Annotated in this window: 18 protein-coding genes; 6 read left to right on the top strand and 12 right to left on the bottom strand. The window is 34.8% G+C overall.

All coding sequences use genetic code 11. The annotated features are described in order from the left end of the window. Positions 1-95: 95 nt before the first annotated feature. The gene (locus FN795_RS13185; protein WP_142451024.1) at positions 96-656 is read left to right on the top strand and encodes an NAD(P)-binding domain-containing protein; all 561 of its coding nucleotides are present in this window, start codon (positions 96-98) and stop codon (positions 654-656) included. Between the two features lie 195 nt (positions 657-851). Then, positions 852-1,496, top strand: a complete 645-nt coding sequence (locus FN795_RS13180; protein ID WP_142451023.1) for an NAD(P)H-binding protein — start codon at positions 852-854, stop codon at positions 1,494-1,496. 90 nt (positions 1,497-1,586) lie between these two features. Here the strand turns inward: FN795_RS13180 and FN795_RS13175 are convergent, their stop codons facing one another. From FN795_RS13175 to FN795_RS13165, 3 genes are read right to left on the bottom strand one after another with little or no spacing between them, the layout of a single operon-like run. Further along, positions 1,587-2,144, bottom strand: coding sequence for a carboxymuconolactone decarboxylase family protein (locus FN795_RS13175; RefSeq protein ID WP_142451022.1), 558 nt, complete (start codon positions 2,142-2,144; stop codon positions 1,587-1,589). Positions 2,145-2,162: 18 nt separating this feature from the next. Further along, on the bottom strand, positions 2,163-2,729 hold the full coding sequence (locus tag FN795_RS13170) for a cupin domain-containing protein (protein WP_142451021.1): 567 nt from the start codon (positions 2,727-2,729) through the stop codon (positions 2,163-2,165). Then, positions 2,704-2,961 (bottom strand): 2TM domain-containing protein, encoded by a 258-nt coding sequence (locus FN795_RS13165; RefSeq protein ID WP_142451020.1) that lies wholly within the window; start codon positions 2,959-2,961, stop codon positions 2,704-2,706. The genes FN795_RS13170 and FN795_RS13165 overlap by 26 nt, the downstream gene beginning before the upstream one ends. 220 nt (positions 2,962-3,181) lie before the next feature. Here FN795_RS13165 and FN795_RS13160 point away from each other — a divergent pair, with 220 nt between their 5' ends. Next, positions 3,182-3,757: a Crp/Fnr family transcriptional regulator gene (locus FN795_RS13160; protein WP_142451019.1), complete on the top strand. Its 576-nt coding sequence runs from the start codon at positions 3,182-3,184 to the stop codon at positions 3,755-3,757. A gap of 2 nt (positions 3,758-3,759) precedes the next feature. Here FN795_RS13160 and FN795_RS13155 read toward each other — a convergent pair whose 3' ends face one another. The 7 genes from FN795_RS13155 to gndA form a co-directional block, all read right to left on the bottom strand. Then, on the bottom strand, positions 3,760-4,869 hold the full coding sequence (locus tag FN795_RS13155) for an alkene reductase (protein WP_142451018.1): 1,110 nt from the start codon (positions 4,867-4,869) through the stop codon (positions 3,760-3,762). A 66-nt stretch (positions 4,870-4,935) separates the two neighbouring features. After that, positions 4,936-5,721: a DJ-1/PfpI/YhbO family deglycase/protease gene (locus FN795_RS13150; protein WP_142451017.1), complete on the bottom strand. Its 786-nt coding sequence runs from the start codon at positions 5,719-5,721 to the stop codon at positions 4,936-4,938. A 54-nt stretch (positions 5,722-5,775) separates the two neighbouring features. Continuing rightward, on the bottom strand, positions 5,776-6,546 hold the full coding sequence (locus FN795_RS13145) for a putative quinol monooxygenase (protein ID WP_142451016.1): 771 nt from the start codon (positions 6,544-6,546) through the stop codon (positions 5,776-5,778). Positions 6,547-6,838: 292 nt separating this feature from the next. Then, positions 6,839-7,414, bottom strand: a complete 576-nt coding sequence (locus tag FN795_RS13140; RefSeq protein ID WP_142451015.1) for a Crp/Fnr family transcriptional regulator — start codon at positions 7,412-7,414, stop codon at positions 6,839-6,841. A 125-nt stretch (positions 7,415-7,539) separates the two neighbouring features. Beyond that, positions 7,540-8,256 (bottom strand): 6-phosphogluconolactonase, encoded by a 717-nt coding sequence (gene pgl, locus FN795_RS13135; protein WP_142451014.1) that lies wholly within the window; start codon positions 8,254-8,256, stop codon positions 7,540-7,542. Further along, entirely contained in the window at positions 8,240-9,769 is a 1,530-nt protein-coding gene (gene zwf / locus FN795_RS13130) for a glucose-6-phosphate dehydrogenase (RefSeq protein ID WP_035647414.1), read from the bottom strand. The genes pgl and zwf overlap by 17 nt, the downstream gene beginning before the upstream one ends. 28 nt (positions 9,770-9,797) lie before the next feature. Continuing rightward, positions 9,798-11,207, bottom strand: coding sequence for an NADP-dependent phosphogluconate dehydrogenase (gene gndA, locus FN795_RS13125; RefSeq protein WP_142451013.1), 1,410 nt, complete (start codon positions 11,205-11,207; stop codon positions 9,798-9,800). A gap of 795 nt (positions 11,208-12,002) precedes the next feature. Here gndA and FN795_RS13120 point away from each other — a divergent pair. Together FN795_RS13120 and FN795_RS13115 are read left to right on the top strand one after the other, a co-directional pair. Continuing rightward, positions 12,003-15,191, top strand: coding sequence for a SusC/RagA family TonB-linked outer membrane protein (locus FN795_RS13120; RefSeq protein ID WP_142451012.1), 3,189 nt, complete (start codon positions 12,003-12,005; stop codon positions 15,189-15,191). A gap of 12 nt (positions 15,192-15,203) precedes the next feature. Beyond that, positions 15,204-16,628, top strand: coding sequence for a SusD/RagB family nutrient-binding outer membrane lipoprotein (locus tag FN795_RS13115; protein ID WP_142451011.1), 1,425 nt, complete (start codon positions 15,204-15,206; stop codon positions 16,626-16,628). Between the two features lie 85 nt (positions 16,629-16,713). Here the strand turns inward: FN795_RS13115 and FN795_RS13110 are convergent, their stop codons facing one another. After that, a complete protein-coding gene (locus FN795_RS13110) occupies positions 16,714-17,586 on the bottom strand; it encodes a DMT family transporter (RefSeq protein WP_142451010.1) in 873 nt (290 codons plus the stop codon). Positions 17,587-17,928: 342 nt separating this feature from the next. On the opposite strand from FN795_RS13110, the gene FN795_RS13105 reads away from it, so the two are divergent. Then, the gene (locus FN795_RS13105; protein WP_244289978.1) at positions 17,929-19,992 is read left to right on the top strand and encodes a beta-galactosidase; all 2,064 of its coding nucleotides are present in this window, start codon (positions 17,929-17,931) and stop codon (positions 19,990-19,992) included. A gap of 190 nt (positions 19,993-20,182) precedes the next feature. On the opposite strand, the gene FN795_RS13100 is transcribed toward FN795_RS13105, so the two are convergent. Beyond that, positions 20,183-21,823, bottom strand: coding sequence for a hypothetical protein (locus FN795_RS13100; RefSeq protein WP_142451008.1), 1,641 nt, complete (start codon positions 21,821-21,823; stop codon positions 20,183-20,185). Between the last annotated feature and the right edge of the window lie 247 nt (positions 21,824-22,070).

Below are 22,070 nucleotides of genomic sequence, written 5' to 3'. Positions count from 1 at the left end.
TTACATTATAGGTTTATATTTGTTATGTAACCTTTTTACTTTAACGATTTAATAATTTTTATCAAAAATCAAAGTAGATTAAAAAATAAAAAAATATGAAAATTGGATTTATAGGAGTTTGCAGCACAACAATGGAATTAGCAGCAAGAGCAGCTAAATCAGGTCATCAGGTTTTAATAAGCCACACGAAAAATAATTGCCACGCAAGAGATCTGGTAGGGATGATGGAAGGAAAGGTAAAATTAGTGAGCAAAAAAGAAGCGGCAAAAGCAAAAATGCTTGTATTATTTATTCCTCGCGAAGATATTCAGGTATTTTTATCCGATTTGCCCGATATGACCGAGAAAATTTTAGTGCACGCAAACAATCCAATTTATAGTTTAGAATGTTTGTCGCCAAGTTTGAATTTGAAATCTTCGGGTGAAATAATTGCATCATTACTACCTGAAGCCCATATAGTTAAAATACATAATATTGTGGATTCTGAAATTGCTCCGCCAGCAATTAAAAAGCAAACTACAAACGAATTATTTTACACAGGGGCTAATTCTCAAGCAAAAAATAAGGTCAAAAACTTTTTAAAAACTTTAAATTTTTCAGGAATTGATTTTGAAGAAATGTATCTCGAGACTAAGTTTGCTTATTCGCCAAATTAAGTAGATAATTTAATGAAAAAAGGGGGAATTTTTTTTATTATCCTGGTCAACAGTTACTTTTTCAAATTACTTTATTAAAATTTAGGTTTTAAAGCTGCTTTTTAAGCAGTTTTTTTTTGCTTATTTTTAAACTATATTTTTTCATTTAAATGAGACTTAAAATATAGAATTCTAATTTCTTAAAATTATTATAGGATGAAAGCATTGGTAATTGGAGCGACAGGCGCAACCGGAAAAGAACTAGTTGAACAGCTTCTGGATAATAATGATTACACTTCGGTTTCTATTTTTGTACGTCGGTCGATAGGGAAACCCCATTCTAAACTCACAGAACATGTTGTGAATTTTTCAGAAGTAAATCAGTTTGAAGATTTGATCAAAGGAGATGTTTTCTTTTCCTGTCTTGGAACTACATTAAAAGTAGCAGGTTCAAAAGAAAATCAATGGAAAATAGATTTTGACATTCCAGCTGCATTTGCAACAGCGGCCAGAAAAAATGACGTAAAATCTTTTGTACTGGTTTCTTCCTATGGAGCTTCGGCCAAAAGCAATGTTTTTTATTCTAAAATGAAAGGAAAACTAGAGGATTTTATAGCCGATTTAAATTTTGAGCAGTATTTGGTTTTTCGACCTGGACCATTAATAAGACAAAATACTGATCGCTGGGGAGAAAAAATTTCAGTTAAATTATTTAAAGTGCTAAATGCAATCGGTCTGTTTAAAAATTTAAAACCGATTTCAACACCATTTTTAGCAGAGAAATTGCTAATTGCGCCCAAAAAACTTCCAATAGGAACTACTATTCTTGAACTTAATGCGATTTTAAATTTGGATAAATAAAATTGCTTGATAATATAAATTTAAAAAGCCTTGAAGAGCTATTTCTTTAAGGCTTTTTAATATAATCAAACGGCGATTTTGGAGGTTTATTTAAGGCGCGGGAACATCAAAACCATTTAAGACTGTTGCGAGTAACGTGTAAGCGCCGATTAGAAATATGAGCTCAGCCACACTGTCTTTTCCTATCATTTCTGTTGCAAAATTGTATAATGAATCTGGGACAATTTTTCCTTTCATTAAAACGGAAGCAATTTCATATGCGATTCTTTCTTCCTGATTTAATTCAGAAGGACGAATTCCTGAAGTTAATGACGCAACGGCTTCTGAAGAAAAACCAAAATGTTTTGCCATAATTTCGTGTGCATAAAGTTCAAAACGTGCTCCAAACGCTGCACCAACAGTAAGAATAGCAACTTCCCGAACTTTTTTAGGAAGCGTTGCATGATTGTCTAATGAACGTACAAAACTGAGAGCCGGAATTCCAAATTGCGGAAAAGCAAGCATTGGTGGAAACGGACCGGTTAAAGCTCCATCATTATTTGTCATTACAACGGGACCTTGACTATGTGTAATGAGTTTAAAAACTTCATCATGAACATAACGAACTTCATCGTTCATGTTTTCTGGTTTTATAGGATGTACTCGCATAACAATTGGTTTTTAGATTTAGCGAAGATTTTCTTCAAATTGCCCGTCAATCAGAATAAATACCACGCGGCATATTTTTCCTGATTTATTGCTCCACGCATGATTCGTGCCTCTTTGTATAATAATGTCGCCTGCTTTTGCGATGGTTTCGCCACGATCTACAATTAATGTCAGTTCGCCTTCCAATACAATTCCGTAATCAATAGTTTCAGTTTTGTGCATTAACGGATGAGGTGCGTTTTCATCAGCCTTTGAAGCGTGTTCGCCTTTCATGGTTTTAAAATGTTCAAAGGCTTGTTCTTTGGTCAGATTTCTGATTTCATCACTTTCTGGTGGAAAATCTATAACCCGAATTCTTGTTCCTTGTTTTGGAGGTCCGAGAATAAGTGAAGTTTCGGAATCTGCTGAAACGCTGTCAATTAAAGCAGGAGTTTGTTTCGTATTCCAAATCTCATGAAACTTGGCTCCATTTGGCCCGCCTACCATATAAGTGCGTGAAGGAGTTTCTTCAGAAATAATTACTGCTTTTCCGTCACGATCATGACCGGTTACAATTCGCTTAAATGCTGTAAGATTTGTTTCCATGAGAATATGATTTTGTGTTGTTTTTATTGAATACAAATACGCCTAAATAATGAAAAACAATTCCCAAAGCCCATGCTGGTGTAGACCAAAGTGGCCAAGGATATGTTGTGTCAGTCAAATACCAAATGATAAATACAATTGGTGTAACTAATAAAAATACAAGAAGGTGGATTCTAAATCCTAATTTTGGATTCTTGTTTGCTTTTGCTTCGATGTTGAATTTAGTTTTCATGATACAGTTTTTTAAAATTATTAGTAATAGAATATTTTTTAATTAATTTTTTATAAACAATTGATTTTCAACTTATTTACATGACAAAGATAGAGCGGTAATTTTGTTCATGCCATTGACTTTGGTTAAGAACGTTTCTTTACTATTTAATGAATGTAATTTTGTTTTTAGGAGAATTAAATTTACTTTTAAGCAACTTATTTCTCTTAAAATCAATAGTATGGATGCCCTTAAGAACGTTATAACATCAGTTGTTCCAATGTCTGATGAAGAGTATAATTTGATGTTGCCAATTATTAGCAGAGTAGAAGTAAAGAAAGAGACTGATCTTTTGCAGCAAGGAGAAATCTGCCGTCACATTTATTTTATTGAAAGTGGTTTTTTTAGAATGTTTTATGTGGATTATCGAGGAAACGAAATCAACAGCAGATTTGCAAAACCAAATGATTTTCTGGTCGATTTTGCTAGTTTTATTACCCAAGGAACGGCCCATTATAGCTGTAGAGCAATGGAAGATTCGACCGTAATTGCATTAGAATATGAAAAAGTCGAAAAGTTATACAACAGTTGTCCGAACTGGTCAAAATTTGGAAGACTGATTGCTGAATCTGCGTATCTCATTATTATTGAAAGACAAGAAATGCTTCATTTTCAAACTCCCGAAGAGCGATATAAAACAATCTTAAAAAAGGAACCTTATCTTTTTCAAATGGTATCACAGAATCAGCTTTCGTCTTACATTGGTATTAAGCCAGAATCTTTAAGCAGGCTTCGCAAAAGAATGATTGGTAAATAAATTTAAGCGATTTCAAGTTCTTTATATGTTTTCCAATCAGTATAACCATGGTTTCCTAAACCGTAATGAAGATTTCTGTTTGGAGGAGTCAATTCCCAATTATTCTCTAAGCGTTCGACTAAATCAGGATTTGAAATAAAGGGTTCACCAAAACCTGCAATATCAATAGTTCCTGCGTGAATCAGTTGTTCCGATTTTTCTCTGTCCATACTTCCGGCCAAAATGATAACGCCGTCATACCAAGTTCTAAAGCGTTCCAAAAATCCATGAGGCAATGCATGGCTTCCTTTAGACTGTTGATCCATCAAATGCAAATAAGCCAAATTTCTTTTGTTTAATTCTTTTGCCAAATATTGGTAAGTCGCTTCAATTTCATCATAATGAGGCAAATCGCCCAAACCTCCATAAGGCGTCAATCTGATAGCCGTTTTTTCATGGCCAACTGTTTCAATAAGAGCATCAATGGTTTCTAATAAAAATCGTGATCTGTTTTCAATAGAACCGCCATATTCATCTTTGCGATTATTGACAAAAGGATTTAAAAATTGTTCAATCAAATAACCGTTAGCTCCGTGAAGTTCAACACCATCAAAACCTGCATCAATTGCATTTTTTGCTGCAGTTGCAAAGTCTTTTGTAATTTGTTTCACTTCAGTATTTGAAAGCGCTCTTGGTTTAGAAGAAATTACAGGACCTTCTTTTCCGTTTTCGTCATAACCCCAGGCAAAAGAAGTTGTAGCCTGAATATCTGATGGACCAACAGGCGCAATTCCGTTAGGTTGATTTGAAGTGTGAGAAACGCGTCCAACATGCCACAATTGTGTAAATATAGTACTCTCTTTTTTGTGTACTGCTTTTGTTACTTTTTTCCAGCCTTCAACTTGTTTTTTTGTATATAATCCTGGAATATAAAGAACACCTTTTGCTGTTTCTGAAATGGCAGTTCCTTCAGTAATGATTAATCCCGCTCCGGCGCGTTGTGCATAATATAAGGCGTTATCGTCATTCGGAATTCCGTCAGCATTTCTTGCTCTTGTCATTGGAGCCATCGAAATGCGGTTTTTTAATTGTAAAGAACCAATTTTAACAGGTTCGAAAATATTTGTTTTCATTATTTTATAATTTATCTTTTTTTGGAATAACGGAAGATGAACTTCATCTTCCGTTATTATTTTGAATTATTTTTTAGCCAACCAACTTTCTACAGCTTTAGAAAAATCGGCTACGTCAATTGGATGTCTGCTTGTAATAATGTTGGAATCAACTACAACTGGTTGATCAGAAACGATTCCGCCTGCGTTTTTAAGGTCAATTTGAATGTTCCAATATCCAGTAAGTTTTCTTCCTTTAAGAATATCAGCAGATGCCAAAACAACTGGCGCGTGACATATAGCCGCAATCAGTTTTCCTGATTTATTAAAATCCTGAATGAATTTGATCACATCTTTGTCATAACGAAGGTTGTCTGGATTCCACGCTCCGCCAGGAATAAACACCGCATCATAATCGCTTACTTTGATCTGATCTGCAGTTCTGTCAAATTTGATCCAACCAACAGGTTGTAAATATTGAATCGCCATAATATGCGTTTTTGCCATTTCAGGAGTGCTCAATCCGTATCTTGCCGGAGCTGGATTGAATTTTGGAGCGATGATGTCAACCTGAGCGCCAAGTTCTCTGAAATACCAAACAGGTCCAGTAAGTTCGATTTCTTCAAAGCCATCAGCAGCCAATACAGCGATTTTTTTGCCTTTTAATACGGTTTTGTCTTTTACAGGCGTAAAAAAGAACGCTCTTAAAGCCTCATTTCCTGGTGCATTCAATAATTGAGAAACGGGCATCACAGACACGTGTGAAGGAGTTGCTAATTGATTCATTACATTCAGTTCATGGTTAATCTGAGCTTCTGCACTTAATGCTGTGCCTACTAAACCTGCTGCGATAACTTGTTTTAAATTTTTCATGATTTCTAATTTTTAAAATATTGATAATTGTTTTTTATGAATTTATTTTTTGAATTATTCTCTTGTAAGTGGCGCAAATTCGATTAGATTATGCAGTCCGTTTTGAAAAGGTTGGGTTTTTATGCTGGTTTCCAAATATTCGATTACGGGTTTGATAGGAGGAAAGTTGAGATGATATTGAAAAGCATCATTGCTTCTGAATTTTTCGTAAGTGACAAATTGTGTGTCATCTCCTTCAATCTCTGAAAGCTGATAATTCACAACGCCCGGCTCACTTCTAAATTGAGGCATTGCGATATGGTACGTATCTTTAAAGTTTTGCTGTGTTCCTTTTTTAGCATCAACAAATAACATTATAACTAGTTGGTTGTCTTCTTTTTTTGCTGTTTTACGCCATTGTTCTTTTGTCAACGGTTCTAGATCTTTTATGTAATAAGTTCTGACAGGTTTTAGAAGCGATTTTTCAGTCAATTTTGCTAAGGATTTTGCTTCTGATTTTTTGCTGAATTTTTCTAATTCATTTTTGTTATTCCATCTTTCAATTAGCCATAATATGTTTGGTTTCTTTTCTTCGAAGAAAGCTTCAGCCATAATATTTTCTTTTGAAGCAATTGCACTATTGACATAATCTGAAAGTATTTTACGAAGCTGAGCTTGTTCTTCTTCTTTCACTTCATATTGAGTCATTTTTGAAATCGTCTCGTTCAAAATCTTTGTCTTTACAGTTGTTGAATTTTGAGCTTTAGCTGCAGTTGTCATAAGTACGAGCACATTTATCGAAGCGATAATTTTTTTGTTAATGGATTTAAAAGCAGTTGTTTTCATGATTCTTATTTTTTAAATTATTGAATGTTTTCAGTTAATAATTTTTTAAGCGAAATAATTAGCTTTTCATCTGAGACAAAGTTCCGTCAAGTTTAAAACCTGGCGGTTGACCGAACTCACTTTAAAAGTGTGATTCAAATCACACTTAAAAAAGTTGGAATAAATAACTATTGATTACGGGACAAAAGTAGATTTGCAGCGTCTTTAAAATCATTGACTTTGGTTAAGAATGATTTTTGCTGTTGAAGTGGGGATATAAAAAAAGCGCGATAAAAATCACGCTTGAGTTTTGTTAATCTCGGCTAGTAGTAGAATATAGACGGCTTAAAGTTTCTCGGCTAACGCCTAAATATTCGGCTATATATTTTTTTGGGATTTTTTGCATTATGTTTGGATAAAGACTTGCAAATTCTTCATAGCGTTTTTTCGGATTGTTTGAAAGAAGCGAAATAATTCTTCTTTGTTGTGCCGAATAACCGCTGGTCAATTTCATTCTAAAAAAATGTTCCATTTTATGAAATTCCGATGCCAATTGTTCCCGGCCAGAAAGTGTCAGACATAAAACTTCGGCATCATCCATGCAAACAATATTAATGTTTGATTCTTTTTGGCTAAAAAAAGCATTGTAATCAGAGAACCACCAATTTTCAAGAGCAAATTGCAAAATGTGTTCTTTTCCGTCTTTATCAATATGAAACGCGCGAAAAATACCTTTGACAATCCAATATTCAGAAGTCACTTTATCACCATCCTGAAGCAGATATTGGTGTTTTTTTACTTTTTTCTCTTTGAAGAATGTTTTGATATAGTCAAATTCTTCATTGGTTATTGGAGTAATTTCCTCTATATGTTTTTTTAGTCCATCCATCGGAGTAAATTTAATTAAACTTTTTGTTAGGATAAAAAGTTTATCGACTGAAAATGAATAAAATAAAAAAATCGCAATCACCCATTTTCAGATGATTACGATTTTATAAGTTATTTTGAATAAAATTAATTTGTTCCTGCAGCAGCTTTATCTACCAAAAATAATAATTCACCAGAAACTGGTTTAATCAATTGCATTGGATATAAAGTCGGATTATAAGCTCCAGTCGTAACTTCTTTTAAAGCGTGTGTTTTTTTCTCGCCAAAAGCCACTACAACAATTTTTTCTGCTTTGTTGATTAACGGCGCAGTCAGCGTAATTCGGTGCATTTTTTGAGGTGCTAAATAATAAGCGTCAACCCATTTAGTTTGCTCTTCTAAAACAGCTTCACCAGGGAAAAGAGAAGCAGTGTGTCCGTCATCTCCCATTCCTAATAAAATCAGGTCAAATTTCCCTTCTTCACCTAATATCTTTCTAAGGATTTGTTCGTAGGTAACGGTATATTCTTCAGGAGTAACGCCATCTTTGTACATTTCGAAAATATTTTCCTGTGGAATAGTAACGTGGCTTAATAATGTTGCATACGACATTTTAGCATTGCTCAAATCATCGTTTAACGGCACCCAACGTTCATCTCCCCAAAAAATATAAACTTTGCTCCAGTCTATTTTATTTTTGTAAGCATCAGAAGCTAATAATTTGTAAATCCCTGCAGGAGAAGAACCTCCTGTAAGCACAGCTGTAAATTTACCCTTTTCAGCAATCGCTTTTTGAGCCGATGCTACAAAAAGATCTGCAGCTGTAATATTGATTTCTTCTGTGTTATTATAAATCTGTATCATTTAAAACTTCTTCTTTTGTTTGTGTATTCGGAATCCATTTGTGGCCTTGGCGCGCTAACAATTCGTCGGCTTCTTCAGGTCCCCAGCTTCCTGCTTTGTAATTTGGGAAATTTGTTGGAGCTACTGTTTTCCAAACTTGTTGAATTGTATCAATTGCGTCCCAAGCTTCTTCCACCTGATCCCAACGCATAAATAGAGTAGGGTCTCCTAATAGTGCATCTGCAATTAAGGTTTCATAAGCTTCTGGCGACATTGTTGAGCAGGCAAAATAATCAAAAACCATTTCTGCTGGTCTTAATGCAAGCGAAAGTCCTGGTTTTTTGGTCATAAATTGCAGTTTAATGTCCATTGCAGGCTGAATGTTGATAATCAATCGGTTTGGTGTCATTCCTTCTTTCCCATAAGAAAATGAAGAATGCGGAACTGGTTTAAACTGAATAATGATTGAAGATTGTTTTTCTTCCATTCTTTTTCCTGAACGCAAATAGAACGGAATTCCCTGCCATCTCCAGTTGTCCAGATAAATTTTCATTGCAACGTAAGTTTCTGTATTAGAATCTGGTGCAATTCCTTTATCCTGACGATAACCCGGAACAGGAACTCCTTTTATTTCACCAGCATCGTATTGACCTCTGACAATATAATGATCTACTTCTTCTGGCTTGATTCGACGAATCGATTTCAAAACATCTGCTTTTCGGTTACGAATGTCATCTGCATTTAATGATGCAGGCGCTTCCATAGCCGTCATACATAAAATCTGAAGCAAGTGATTCTGAATCATATCTTTTAATGCTCCAACACCTTCATAGAATCCGCCTCGTTCTTCAACGCCGACTTCCTCTGCTACGGTAATTTGGACAAAATCAATAAAATTACGGCTCCATAATGGTTCAAACATCGAATTTCCAAAACGGAAAGCCAAGATATTCTGAACCGTTTCTTTTCCTAAATAGTGATCGATTCTGTAAATCTGCTCTTCTTTGAAAGTCTGCGAAAGCATTTCATTAAGTGCAATTGCAGACGTTTTATCATAACCAAAAGGTTTTTCGATAATAATACGATCTTGTTTTGGATTCGCCGCAAGTCCGATTTTTTTGATATTGCTCGAAATAGTTGAAATGAAAGAAGGCGTAATTGAAAGATAAAAAAGACGATTTGCGCGTTCTCCAAAAGATTGGTCAAAGCCTTCAATTTTCTCGTTCAATCCAATATAGGATTCTTCTTTGTCAATATCTAAACTATGATAGGTTATATGAGAAAGGAATTTTTCTGTTTCTGGATCATCAATTCCTTTTCTTCTTGAAAAAAGAGCCAGATTTTCTGCTACATAAGCGCGAAAATCTTCATTTGTTTTTTCTGCTCTTCCAAGAGCAATAATCTGAAACTTTTCAGACATACGTCCGTCAAGGTACAGATTTTGAAATGCGGGAAAGAGCTTTCTCTTTGCCAAATCTCCGGTTCCTCCAAAAATGACAATGATTGTTGGATTCTTTAGTTTATTTTTAGTCATTGTGTGTAGTTGTGTTGCTTTAAGTTGCTTATTCAGCCCATTGTGTGTGGAAAACTCCTTCTTTGTCTATACGTTCGTAAGTGTGTGCTCCAAAATAATCACGTTGTGCCTGAATTAAATTTGTTGGAAGATTTGCTGAACGGTAAGCATCAAAATAAGATAACGAGTTCATTAATCCTGAAACTGGCAATCCTTTTTGAATTGCAAATTGAATTACAGCTCTCATTCCTGCTTGGTTTTCTGTTAATTTAGAAGCAATTCCGCCATCTAAAAGTAAGTTTGGTAAATCTGCTTTTGTAACATAAGCTTTTCTGAAATCTTCTAAAATTGTCGCACGAATAATACATCCTCCACGCCAGATTTTAGCAACTGTTTCTAGATTTAACCCGTAGTTGTATTCTTTAGAAGCGGTATGAAGTTGTGCTAAACCTTGAGCATACGTCACAACAATAGAAAAATATAAAGCCGATTTTAAAGCGGAAATTGCTTCGCTTTGATCAACATTTGTTTCGCTTGCGTTCCAAACTAATTTTTTAGCAGCTTCAATTCTTTCTGGTTTAGTTTTTGACATATCGCGCATGTTTACCGCTGCGTCGATTGTTGGAACTGGAACTTGTAAATCCATTGCATTTTGCGAAGTCCATTTTCCTGTACCTTTAGATCTTGCCCAATCTGAGATTTTATTAATTAATTGAGTTCCGTCTTCATCTTTTTGTTTTAAGATGTTTCCGGTAATTTCAATTAGATATGATCTTAAATCATCGGTTTGATTCCACTCTGCAAAAGTTTTCTGAATGGTTTCGTCATCCAAATTATAACCTCTTTTCATAAGGTCATAAATTTCAGAAATCAACTGCATGATTCCGTATTCAATTCCGTTGTGAACCATTTTTACATAGTTTCCGGCAGAACCATTTCCTAAATATTCAACACAAGGTTCTCCGTCAACTTTTGCTGCAATTGCTTCAAAAATAGGACGAAGTCTTTCATAAGCTTTCTGATCACCGCCTGGCATCATAGCAGGACCGAAACGAGCACCTTTTTCACCACCAGAAATTCCCATTCCGAAGAAATGAATTCCTTTTTCAGATAATTCTAAAAATCGTCTGTCTGTGTCAGTGAAATAAGTATTTCCTCCGTCAATAATAATGTCACCTTTATCTAAATGAGGAAGTAAGCTTGCGATTGCACTGTCAACTGGTTTTCCCGCGGGAACCAATAACATAATTGCTCTAGGTTGCTGGATAAGCTCTACAAAATGCTTGACATCTGTAGTTGCTTCAATAGTATGGTTTGCATCGGCTTCTTGCTGAAGAGAATTGACTTTTTCTGTGTCTAAATCTAAACCTGCAGCCGCAAAATTATGACTGGCAATATTTAAAAGTAAGTTTCGGCCCATTACACCTAATCCTACAATTCCAAAATCAAATTTGTTCATAGTTTTCAATTAACTAAATTATTAGAAGAATGTTTACTGCAAAAAAGTAAGAGAAAAAACGGTATTGCTTTTTTATTCAGTGTTTTGCAGAAAAACAAAGTTTATTTTAAATCGCATATTTCAAATATACAGACCGCTAAGTTAGAGAAAAATGATGAAAAAGTAGGGGTAAAATAGTTCACTTTTGGTCTTTATTGTGATACTTTTTTGTGTTCGAAACACATTTATTTTTAACGAAAACGATACAGTAAATATGGCCTTTGTAGGTTGTTCTCAGAAATTTCTCATATCGTGCCAAAATCTATTTTGATTTTAACTGTTTAGTTTTTAATGATTTAAAATTACTAAAATTTTTTAGTTAACATTTTTTTTGCAAAAAAAGCGCATAAAGTTTTTGAGTTAATATTTTTAATTTACCTTTGTTCTATCAAATTAGTAGAATTTAAAATAAAGATTAAAAATTGTCAAATGATTTCTGAGCGAGTAAGAACTTTTTGATGGTTTATGTTTTAGGAGATGTCTCTCCTAAAATTCTTCAATCCCTGATTTATTAAATTTTATAACAAAGACCTTCAATTGCAGGGGGAATAATATTGTATAGACCAAATAAAATAATAATAACCCAAAATAAAAAAAAGAAAAATGAAAAAACGAATGTGTTGCAGATAAAAAGAAAAAACCATTTCTGTTGCAGCAGAAATGGTGAAGCTTAAAGAAATTGTCATCTCTAGAAGGAAAGCGAAAATGGACTAAATCTGTTTTCGGCTCACCTTTTTATTAAACTAAAACAAAGTAATGAAAAAAAAATTAAATAGATATATACTGTTGTGTATTTTCTTGATTTCCATAGGGGTTAACGCGCAAGAAACGAAACCGTTAATCCAGTCAAAACTTGAAGGAACAGTTGTAGATGCTGTTACAAAAGAGCCTGTAATTGGGGCTTCAATCAACATTAAAGGGACAACGCATGGAGTTGTAACCGATTTTGATGGTAAATTTTACTTCCAAACCGGACAAAAATTTCCTTATACTTTAATTGTAAGTTATTTAGGTTATAAAAAAACTGAAGTTGTAGTTAATAAAAATGCGGTTGTCATTGATCTTACTCAAGAGCAGAATGCGCTATCAGAAGTTGTAGTTACGGCTCTTGGAATTACAAAAGAAAAGAAATCATTAGGATATACGACTCAGGCGCTTAAAGGTAAAGAACTTGCTAGTACAAAAGAAACGAACTTCTTGAACAGTCTTACTGGTAAATTAGCAGGTGTTCGTATTACCAATTCACAAGGAGATATGGGATCTTCACGTATTATTATTCGTGGTGAAACTTCTATCGCAGGAAATAATCAGCCATTATTTGTTGTTGATGGAGTTCCTGTAGATAATTCGCAATTGAATGCAGGTGGAGCAACTCGTGATTTCAGAAATGCAATCGCCGATTTGAATCCGCAGGATATCGAGACATTAACAGTATTAAAAGGACCAAATGCAGCAGCACTTTATGGTTCACGTGCGGCGCATGGTGTTGTTTTAATTACTACAAAATCTGGAAAAGGTCAAAACGGACTTGGTATTACTTTTAATTCTGGTATTACGGTTTCTCAGGTTACTACTTTGCCAGATTTTCAAAATTCATACGGACAAGGATCAAATGGAAAATTTAGTTTTGTAGATGGAAAAGGAGGAGGAGTTAACGATGGTGTTGATGAAAGCTGGGGACCGCGTTTAGACGGACGTTTGATTCCTCAATTTTATTCAAATGGGCAAGCAGTTCCGTTTGTAGCACATCCAAACAATGTGAAAGACTTTTTTAATACTGGACTTACTTATGATAATAGTATTTCGGTGGCAAAATCAGATGAAAAATCAGATTTCCGTGTTGGAGTAAATAATCAGAAGCAATTAGGGACAGTGCCCAACAGTGAAATAAACAAAACAAATTTCACAATTAATACGAATTACCAAATATCAAAAAGTATTAAAGTTGGAGTAACAGGTAATTATATTGTAACAGATGCTCCACAACTTCCAGGTGGTCCATCAGGCGGGCGTGCGGCAGGTGTAATGTTGCAATTTCTTTGGTTTGGACGTCAGGTCGATATCAATGAACTTGATAAGGATTGGACTAGAAACTGGAACAACAGCTATTATAGCAATCCGTATTGGAATGCTTATTATAATACTACTAGCCAACAACGCAACCGTTTAATTGGTGATATTCATTTGGAAGCGAAACTTTTCGACGGACTTGATTTTAAATTCCGTACAGGAGTTGATTATTACAATGACCGCAGAAAATACACCATTAAATATGGCACAAACGGAACGCCATTCGGTTCTTATGCTGAAGATGCTTATACCGTAAACGAACAAAATACTGAAGGGCTTTTTCATTATAACAAAAACCTTAGTGAAGATTTTACTTTAGATGCTCTTGCAGGTTTTAATATTCGTAACCACAGCGATGCAAACAATTACCAAAAAGCACCGCGTTTGGCTGTACCAGATTTATATACATTGACAAATTCACGTGACCCGTTGACTTCTTCAAACACCTTATCAAGATTGAGAGTTTATAGTGCGTATGCTTCTGCTCAATTGGGTTTCAGAAATTATGCGTTTTTGAATCTTACAGCTCGTAATGACTGGTCATCTACATTACCAAGCAGTAATCGTTCGTATTTTTATCCTTCGATCAATGGAAGTTTAGTTTTAACTGATGCGTTGAATATAAAAAGCAATACGCTTGATTTCTTAAAACTGCGTGGTGGTTGGTCTGAAGTTGGTAATGATGCAGATCCATATCAATTATCGACAGTTTATAATTTCCAAACAGCATTTGATGGAAATCCAATTCAGACCTCTTCACAAAAGAAACTGAATCAGGACTTGAAACCTGAAACAACTCGTTCTACAGAAGTTGGTATCGAATCTTCTTTCTGGAAAAACAGATTACATTTTGATGTTGCTTATTATAATACGAACAGTTTCGATCAAATTTTGGAGATTAAAACAACAGCTTCAAGTGGTTATAATTCGCAATTAATCAATGCAGGGAAAATTAACAACCAAGGTATCGAAGTTCAGTTGGATGGAAATCCTATTCAGCTTGAAAATTTCAAATGGAATGTTGGTGTAAATTACTCTAAGAATACAAGTAAAGTTGAGATTTTGGATTATGATAAAAAGATTCAAAACTATACTATTGGTTCTTCGGGAGGTGTTGATGTGCTAGCTTCAGTAGGACAAGCTTACGGAGCACTTTATGGTACAGCTTACGAGCGTGATGCAAACGGAAATATTGTAGTAGGTGCCAATGGATTACCAAAAGCAGATCCGACAAAGAAAGTTTTAGGACATTATACGCCAGATTATTTAGCAGGTGTTACCAATACATTTACCTATAAAAATCTTGAGCTTTCGGTTCTTGTTGATGCAAGTGTAGGTGGAGAGCTTTTTTCAGGAACAAACAGAACGGGTAATTATACGGGAGTTTTAGCGCAGACGCTTCCAGGCCGAGGTGCTGAGAATGGCGGATTAAGCTATTATTATCCAGGAAATAATACTTCTAACCCAAAAACATTGGTAACTGGAGGAGCTGCTCCTGGTGGTGTAGCAGTTTATGATGACGGAATGATTTTCGGTGGTGTATTTGCTGACGGAACTCCAAACAATAAAGTGATTAGTGCACAGGAATATTACAAAGCATCGTACAATATCAGCGAAGCTTACATTTACAGTTCAACTTATGTAAAACTAAGAGAAGTTAGACTTACTTATAACGTAGATAAAAAACTAGCTAAGAAATTAGGACTTCAGGGCGCAAGTATTACTGCTGCTGGTCGTAACCTATTATTTATTTACAAAGATGTGCCAAATATAGATCCTGAAACTGCTTTCAATACTGGAAACGCACAAGGTTTGGAGAGTTTAGCTTTACCAACTACCAGAAATTTCAGTCTGAATGTTAATCTTAAATTTTAAAAACTCGGAATCATGCTTAAAAAACTATTATATACAACCTTGATTGCATTGACACTGAGTTCTTGCAACGATACTTTGGATGATATTAATGCAAATCCAAATGCAACTGAAACACCATTAGCGCCTTACTTGTTGACAGGAACACTAAAACAAGGAGCGGATTTATATTGGGGTGATGGAAATAACTTTAACTCGTCTTTGTTGTTTGTTCAACATTGGGCTAAAATCCAGTATACAGAACCAGATCGATATGATGTTTCAAATACTTCGTTTACTTCTTTATGGAATACAGGTTATGCAACATTAATTACAGATTTGAACACCATCATTAAATTTCCTGATGCGCAGGCAAATTCAAATTATAAAGGAATTGCATTAACGCTTCGTTCTTGGACATTTTTATTATTGACTGACGCTTATGGAAGCATTCCATACAAAGAAGCCGGTTTAAAAGTAACGCCAGCTTACAATACTCAAAAAGAAGTTTATACTGGATTGCTTGATGATTTAAAACAAGCGCAATCTTTATTGAATACAGCAAATGGCGCTGTAACTGGAGATTTGGTTTATAAAGGCGAAATTTCAAAGTGGAAAAAATTGGTGAATTCGCTTCGTTTAAGAATCGCATTGAGAATTTCTGACAGAGAACCAGCTTTGGCAAAACAAGCAGCAATTGATGCAACAAGCGATGCCGGCGGATTAATCAGTAGTAATGCAGATACTTTCAAATTTACTTACATCAGTTCACCGCAACAAAATCCGGCTTCGGCTTGGTTTGAAACTCGTGATGATTTCCGTATTTCGAAAACATTGGTTGACAAGTTGTATGAATTATCAGATCCGCGTTTGCCAGTTTATGCGCAATTGCCATCAGATGCAAGTGTTGGAAAATACGTTGGTGGAGCTAACGGATTATCTAACAGTGATGCCAATAGCCAGGGTTTTGCCAAAACATCAAAACCGGGAACTTACTTTTTGACTTCGGCATCGCCGGCAGTAATTGCTTCTTATTCAGAAACATTGTTCAATCTTGCTGAAGCTGTGGCTCGTGGCTATATTTCCGGAGATGCTGAACAGTATTATAAAAATGCAATTACGGCATCATTCAATCAATTTGGAATTACCGATGCAACTGCGATTTCGAATTATCTGAATCAGGCAACAGTAAAATACGATGCTACAAATTATGCTAAATCGATTGGTACGCAAAAATGGATTGCTTTCTACGGACAAGGATTAGACGCTTTTACAGAATGGAGAAGATTAGATTATCCGGTTTTGAAAGCAGGTCCAGCAACAGTTCTAGATGGAAAAATTCCTTCACGTTTCTTTTATCCAGGAACAGAGCAATCATTAAACGGAGACAGTTACCAAGCTGCAGTTGCAGGTCAAGGAAAAGATTTGCTGACTACGAAACTTTGGTTTGATGTAAAATAAATTTTATACGCCGATATTTAAATATTTTGGAAAGTAAAAAAGCCTGAAAAACTAAATTTTCAGGCTTTTTTTTTTAAATCGTAATTTATTTAAGTTTTGTTTTTGATGATGCATAAGATTGCAACACAACTGAACTTATAATAAAAAGTATTCCAGCATAAAAGGAAGTATTTACAGATTTGCTTTCATTGAAAAAAAGAAAAGCAATCACAATGGCATAAATGGGTTCTAGATTAAAAGTCAGATTTACGGTAAAAGCTGGAATCTTTTTTAATACTTCGGCAAACAAAACATAAAGGCCAACTGTACAGAATAATGCCAATAAAATAAGATAAATCGTGTCGCTTAAATCAGGGGCAATAGTTTTTACTGGAAAAAAGTATAAATAAGCAGGCAACAAAACGATTAGAAAAATCGAACCCGAAACCATTTGGTAATAATTGATAAGCCTGCTGTCATAAAACTGAACCAAACGTTCATTATAAATGGTGTAAAGCGCAGCAAAAGCTGAAGAAATCACTCCAAGAATAATTCCCAATTGATATGATGCATCAAAATGAAATATTAGGCTAATTCCTGCTAAAGTCAAAGTACTCAGCACTAATTCGGTAAATTTGAAATTCGTTTTATCAATCAAAGGTTTGAAGATTGCAGTAAAAAAGCTAGTCAAACAATAACAAATCACACCAATGGAAATGTTTGAATATTTAATGCTGGCATAGAAAAACACCCAGTGAACGGTAATCAATATCCCAACTTTACCAATTGATTTTTTTTCGGAGTTTGTGGTATCGCTTCCAATTTTCAAAAATCGGGTTAGGATAAATAATATTATTGCTGAAAAGAGAACTCGGTAGAATGTCAGTAAACCTTCATTAAGTGTAATCAGTTTACCAAATACGCCAGTGAATCCAGCCAAAAATACGGCTAGATGTAATAGGAAATAAGAATTTTTCATGAATTTTTTGCACCAAAAATGGCAGATTTTAATATTATCAAATAAGCATACAAAATCATTCGGCAAGCGCGCCGAAAGTATGCTCTGTTAGATCAGAGATGCTATTAAAATCGTGGTGGTGAAAGAAGTCCTTGTGTATACATATCCGTAAAGATAATTTTAAAATTGCAAACCGCCTAAGCTTATTTGTGTCTTTTGTGTTTTGAAACAAAGATTTTGAAAAGAAAGATATTTGTAACTGTTTTATATTTTAAAATAAGTGTATATTTAACACTTTAATTTATGTAACAAATCCGTAAATAAGAGATGAAGATTATTAAAAGAAAGATATTCAAAAAGTTGGTGCTAACTTTTTTAGTGACAATGGCTTGTATGGTGACAAATGCTCAAAAATTTGAAAAGTATTTTCCAAAAAAAGATCTGACTACCGTAGGAGTTTATTATTATCCCGAACATTGGGATGAAAGCCAATGGGATAGAGATCTGAAAAAAATTGCAGAAATGGGTTTTGAGTTTACTCATTTTGGAGAATTTGCTTGGGCACAATTAGAACCACAAGAAGGAGTTTATGATTTTAAATGGCTTGATAAAGCAGTAGCAATTGCAACAAAATATAAACTAAAAATTGTCATGTGCACTTCTACAGCAACGCCTCCCGTATGGCTGGTGCGCAAGCATCCAGATGTACTCGTTACGTATGAGGATGGGACCAAAAGTGATCATGGTTCTAGACAACACGCCTCATTTTCGAGCAATTACTATAGAAGTTATTCTTTAAAAATGGTCGAGCAATTGGCAAAAAAATATGGAAATAACAAAAATATCATTGGTTGGCAAATAGATAATGAACCAGCACGTTTTCTGGATTATGGAGCAGATGCACAACAACGTTACCGCAATTGGCTAAAGGAAAAATATCAGAATATCGACACTCTTAATAAAGCTTGGGGCAATAGTTTTTGGAGTGGTATTTATTCTGATTTCAGTGAAATAAATATTCCTTTGCATAAAGAATGGGGAATGAATTTGCATTCGCAATTGGATCATTACAGATTTTCCGATAAGGAAACTGCTACTTTTCTGGATTCTCAAGCGGCAGTCATTCGCAAATATGTAAGCAAGGATCAATGGATTACTTCTAATTATAGACCCGCTTATGATGAGAGTTTTATTGGTATGAGCACAGAATTTGATTTTGATTGCTATACTCGTTATATGGTTTATGGTGGAAGTTTTGGGATAGGAAAAAATGGATATCGTTTGGGAGATTATGCTGCTATCGGAATGGCTAATGATTTTTTCAGACCGCTTAAAGGAATGTATGGTTGTATGGAATTACAGCCGGGACAAGTGAACTGGGGAAGCATTAATCCGCAACCTTTGCCGGGCAGTGTTCGAATGTGGCTGTGGCATGTTTTTGCAGGAGGCAGTAAATTCGAATGTACGTATCGTTTTCGTGCTCCTTTGTATGGTTATGAGCAGTATCACTATGGTATCGTTGGTACAGATGGCGTGACGCCAACACCGGGCGGACTGGAATTCAGCCAATTTATAAAAGAAATAGAAACACTTCGAAAAAACTATAACGCAAAGGCAGAATTACCAGACTATTATCTAAAACGTAAAACCGGAATTTTGTTCAATCCGGATAATGTGATAGGGATTGACTTAAATAAGCAAACCAAAGAATGGAATACGATTAATCACTTTTTAAAATATTATAAAGCTTCAAAGTCAATTGGTGCGCCGGTTGATTTCGTCAGAGACACAACAGATTTTTCAAGATATCCTTTCTTGATCGTGCCGGCTTATCAAATGATCGATCAAAAATTGATTGATAAATTAACCTTGTACGCAAAAAATGGTGGAAATTTAATCATGAGTTGCCGATCTGGAATCCAAAACCGTCAAGGACATCTTTGGGAGGCAAAATTTTATGAGCCCATTTGGAGTTTGATAGGATCTCAAATAGAATCGTATGATTTATTAATGCCTCATTCTCCTGGTGCTATTAAATTTGAAAATCAAGAATTTGCCTGGACAAGTTGGGGAGATTTACTAAAACCGAATAAAGGAACAGAAATCTGGGCAACTTATCAAGGTGATTTTTATGCAGGTACAGCATCTGTCGTTTCGCATAAATTAGGAAAAGGAACCGTGACATACGTTGGTACAGATTCGAAAAATGGCGACTTAGAAAAACAAGTAATCAGAAAATTATACAAACAGCAAAACGCACCTATAGAAGATTATCCAGAAGGAGTAATGATCGATTATCGCGACGGTTTCGGAATAGCAGTTAACTATTCTGATAAGCCTTATAACTTCAATTTGCCAAAAGATGCAAAAATTATCTTTGGAACTCAGTCTATAAAAACGGCCGATGTTTTGGTGTGGAAATATTGATGAGAAAATTTTTAAAAATAAGTAAAAAGCCTGATGAAAATTTTGATTTTTTGTCAGGCTTTTTTTGTTTTATGATATTTCAGGACGAGACAGTTTATTAGGCTTTTTGGTAGTGTCTTAGATTTTAATGCAATGCTTAAATATGAAAAAAACATGTTTAATAGTTTTATTTCCTATAAAAAGATTATTGCTAAAGTCTGATTTTTAATTCATTGCTCAAAGAGTTAATGCTTGTCCCAAGATTTGTTACAGATTTATCAAAACCAAATTGTGCTCCTTTGTTGAAGACATCGATTATACTATCCAAATCTTTTTCATTTACATTTTCATCAGAAATAATTTTATCATCTCTTAATGCGATAAATCCACCTCCGATGGCAGTATGTAAAATAAAATCTAAGTTTACCCAAGGTTGATAATATTTGTCGTCTTTTTTTCTAATTTCTTCCAGATTATCAGGTTTCCAAATGTTTAATTTATAAGCCAGATTTGGATTTATGGGTTCAAGAGCTTCAATTAAAAAATCTCTGGCAAATGACGGACTATATTTTTCAGATAGAATTTCTTCTGCCAACGCTCCAATACTGTTTAAATCTGCAATTGAAATATTTTCTCTTTTTTCAAGTGGGTAATTCAAACTTGCTTCTATAAGTTGTGAATCTTTTAAAAGGTAGTACCACACATATCTTCTCAAACATAAAAATGCTTTGTTTTTGGTAATCCAAAGCGAAATATTCATATAATATTGTCTAATAGCTTTAAAATCAGCTGTGGTTAAACCAGATTGTAAACCCGGTCTGTCATCTCCGTTAAAAAAAGATTCGGACCCATTTAGATTAACATTTACAAAATGATGCCATGTTGAATCGACTACGATACGGCCCACTTTTGCCAAACGGCCATCCCATACAGCAATAGAAGAAAAAGAATGTGGAATAGTTAGCGATTTTCCGCCACCTCCAGTAGTGCTGCCTCCTAAAACATGAGAAGTTGCAATATTTTGAGTAGCCACAGTGATCCCATTAACAGTAAATGATGTTTCAGGTTTGCATTCACCTTCATGCGGATGATCTGGCATAATGTCAATTAATCCAGATGGTCTGATACTTTTTTTAATGGATAACAAAGGATGCGGCAGGCCTGTACCAAATATTCTCACAGAAATATTTTGCGGAATGTTGTCTGATTGGTTATCAAAATACAAAGAAGTTGCATCACCTGCTTTTGGTCGGTTTGTATCGTTTCTTCGTGGCTGGGTCATGCCCACTTCATTTGCGCCGAAATCAGCCCAATGTCTCATGTCTTTTACTCTTGGTATATTACTGCACATAGCTGAACCTAAAGTCCCATGATCACCTGTAGCAAATAATCCGCCACCATTATTCATATAAGTTTCAACCGCGGCTAATTCATTAGTTGGTAAACCTGATCCAGAATTGATACCAAACAACCACACCTGGTCAAAATTAGCAAGCGTTACACTTGAAGCAAAATTAAAACTTGGAATAGTGGCTACAACCAATGGATTAGGATTTGAAAAAGCGGTAGGACTTCTGTGACCAAGTGTTATTTGGTAATTATACCAGGTAGATCTTTGCAGTTCATTAAAAGTGGTTAAAAATTCAGATAAGCCAAATGCTCCCGTACCAAAATCCAAACCACCATCTGTTACAATCAAAACTTTTAGATTACAGCGTTTCCAAAGCCATCGTCCAGGAAAAAAAGGCTTCAGGATTTCCGGGCGAATTATATCTATTTTACTGAGTAATCTCAAGCGCTCATCTCGGTCAAGAAGATGCATGTTTTTGAATTGTTCTTCTAAAGTTTCCATTTTATTATTAATAAAATTACGTCTACTCTTTCTTGGATTTTCGACTTACTCCGAATTAAATTCTGGCCATGAATTCTGAAACTAAATTATAAGTTTAGAAACGTTGCAACAAGGGCAAATTTCCCCTAATTACTGGGGGTTTTTACGTGATTTACTTAGTACATCTGAACCTAAAAATGTAGACGATTTTTATACTAATATGTGATGTATGTCACATATGTATCTGAGTTTTTAGCTGGAACTTTAT

It is taken from the genome of Flavobacterium resistens (assembly GCF_900182645.1).
GTDB classification, from domain to species: domain Bacteria; phylum Bacteroidota; class Bacteroidia; order Flavobacteriales; family Flavobacteriaceae; genus Flavobacterium; species Flavobacterium resistens.
Note: the sequence above shows the minus strand (reverse complement) of the source record. Positions and strands in the feature narration are given on the sequence as shown.

Excerpts from the sequence above, each read along its gene's own strand:
- FN795_RS13160 (WP_142451019.1), top strand. The coding sequence starts at position 3,182 with ATGGATGCCCTTAAGAACGTTATAACATCAGTTGTTCCAATGTCTGAT.
- FN795_RS13145 (WP_142451016.1), bottom strand. The coding sequence starts at position 6,546 with ATGAAAACAACTGCTTTTAAATCCATTAACAAAAAAATTATCGCTTCG.
- FN795_RS13150 (WP_142451017.1), bottom strand. The coding sequence starts at position 5,721 with ATGAAAAATTTAAAACAAGTTATCGCAGCAGGTTTAGTAGGCACAGCA.
- FN795_RS13120 (WP_142451012.1), top strand. The coding sequence starts at position 12,003 with ATGAAAAAAAAATTAAATAGATATATACTGTTGTGTATTTTCTTGATT.
- FN795_RS13170 (WP_142451021.1), bottom strand. The coding sequence starts at position 2,729 with ATGGAAACAAATCTTACAGCATTTAAGCGAATTGTAACCGGTCATGAT.
- FN795_RS13155 (WP_142451018.1), bottom strand. The coding sequence starts at position 4,869 with ATGAAAACAAATATTTTCGAACCTGTTAAAATTGGTTCTTTACAATTA.
- FN795_RS13110 (WP_142451010.1), bottom strand. The coding sequence starts at position 17,586 with ATGAAAAATTCTTATTTCCTATTACATCTAGCCGTATTTTTGGCTGGA.
- zwf (WP_035647414.1), bottom strand. The coding sequence starts at position 9,769 with ATGACTAAAAATAAACTAAAGAATCCAACAATCATTGTCATTTTTGGA.
- FN795_RS13180 (WP_142451023.1), top strand. The coding sequence starts at position 852 with ATGAAAGCATTGGTAATTGGAGCGACAGGCGCAACCGGAAAAGAACTA.
- pgl (WP_142451014.1), bottom strand. The coding sequence starts at position 8,256 with ATGATACAGATTTATAATAACACAGAAGAAATCAATATTACAGCTGCA.
- FN795_RS13175 (WP_142451022.1), bottom strand. The coding sequence starts at position 2,144 with ATGCGAGTACATCCTATAAAACCAGAAAACATGAACGATGAAGTTCGT.
- FN795_RS13185 (WP_142451024.1), top strand. The coding sequence starts at position 96 with ATGAAAATTGGATTTATAGGAGTTTGCAGCACAACAATGGAATTAGCA.
- FN795_RS13140 (WP_142451015.1), bottom strand. The coding sequence starts at position 7,414 with ATGGATGGACTAAAAAAACATATAGAGGAAATTACTCCAATAACCAAT.
- FN795_RS13165 (WP_142451020.1), bottom strand. The coding sequence starts at position 2,961 with ATGAAAACTAAATTCAACATCGAAGCAAAAGCAAACAAGAATCCAAAA.
- FN795_RS13100 (WP_142451008.1), bottom strand. The coding sequence starts at position 21,823 with ATGGAAACTTTAGAAGAACAATTCAAAAACATGCATCTTCTTGACCGA.
- FN795_RS13115 (WP_142451011.1), top strand. The coding sequence starts at position 15,204 with ATGCTTAAAAAACTATTATATACAACCTTGATTGCATTGACACTGAGT.
- gndA (WP_142451013.1), bottom strand. The coding sequence starts at position 11,207 with ATGAACAAATTTGATTTTGGAATTGTAGGATTAGGTGTAATGGGCCGA.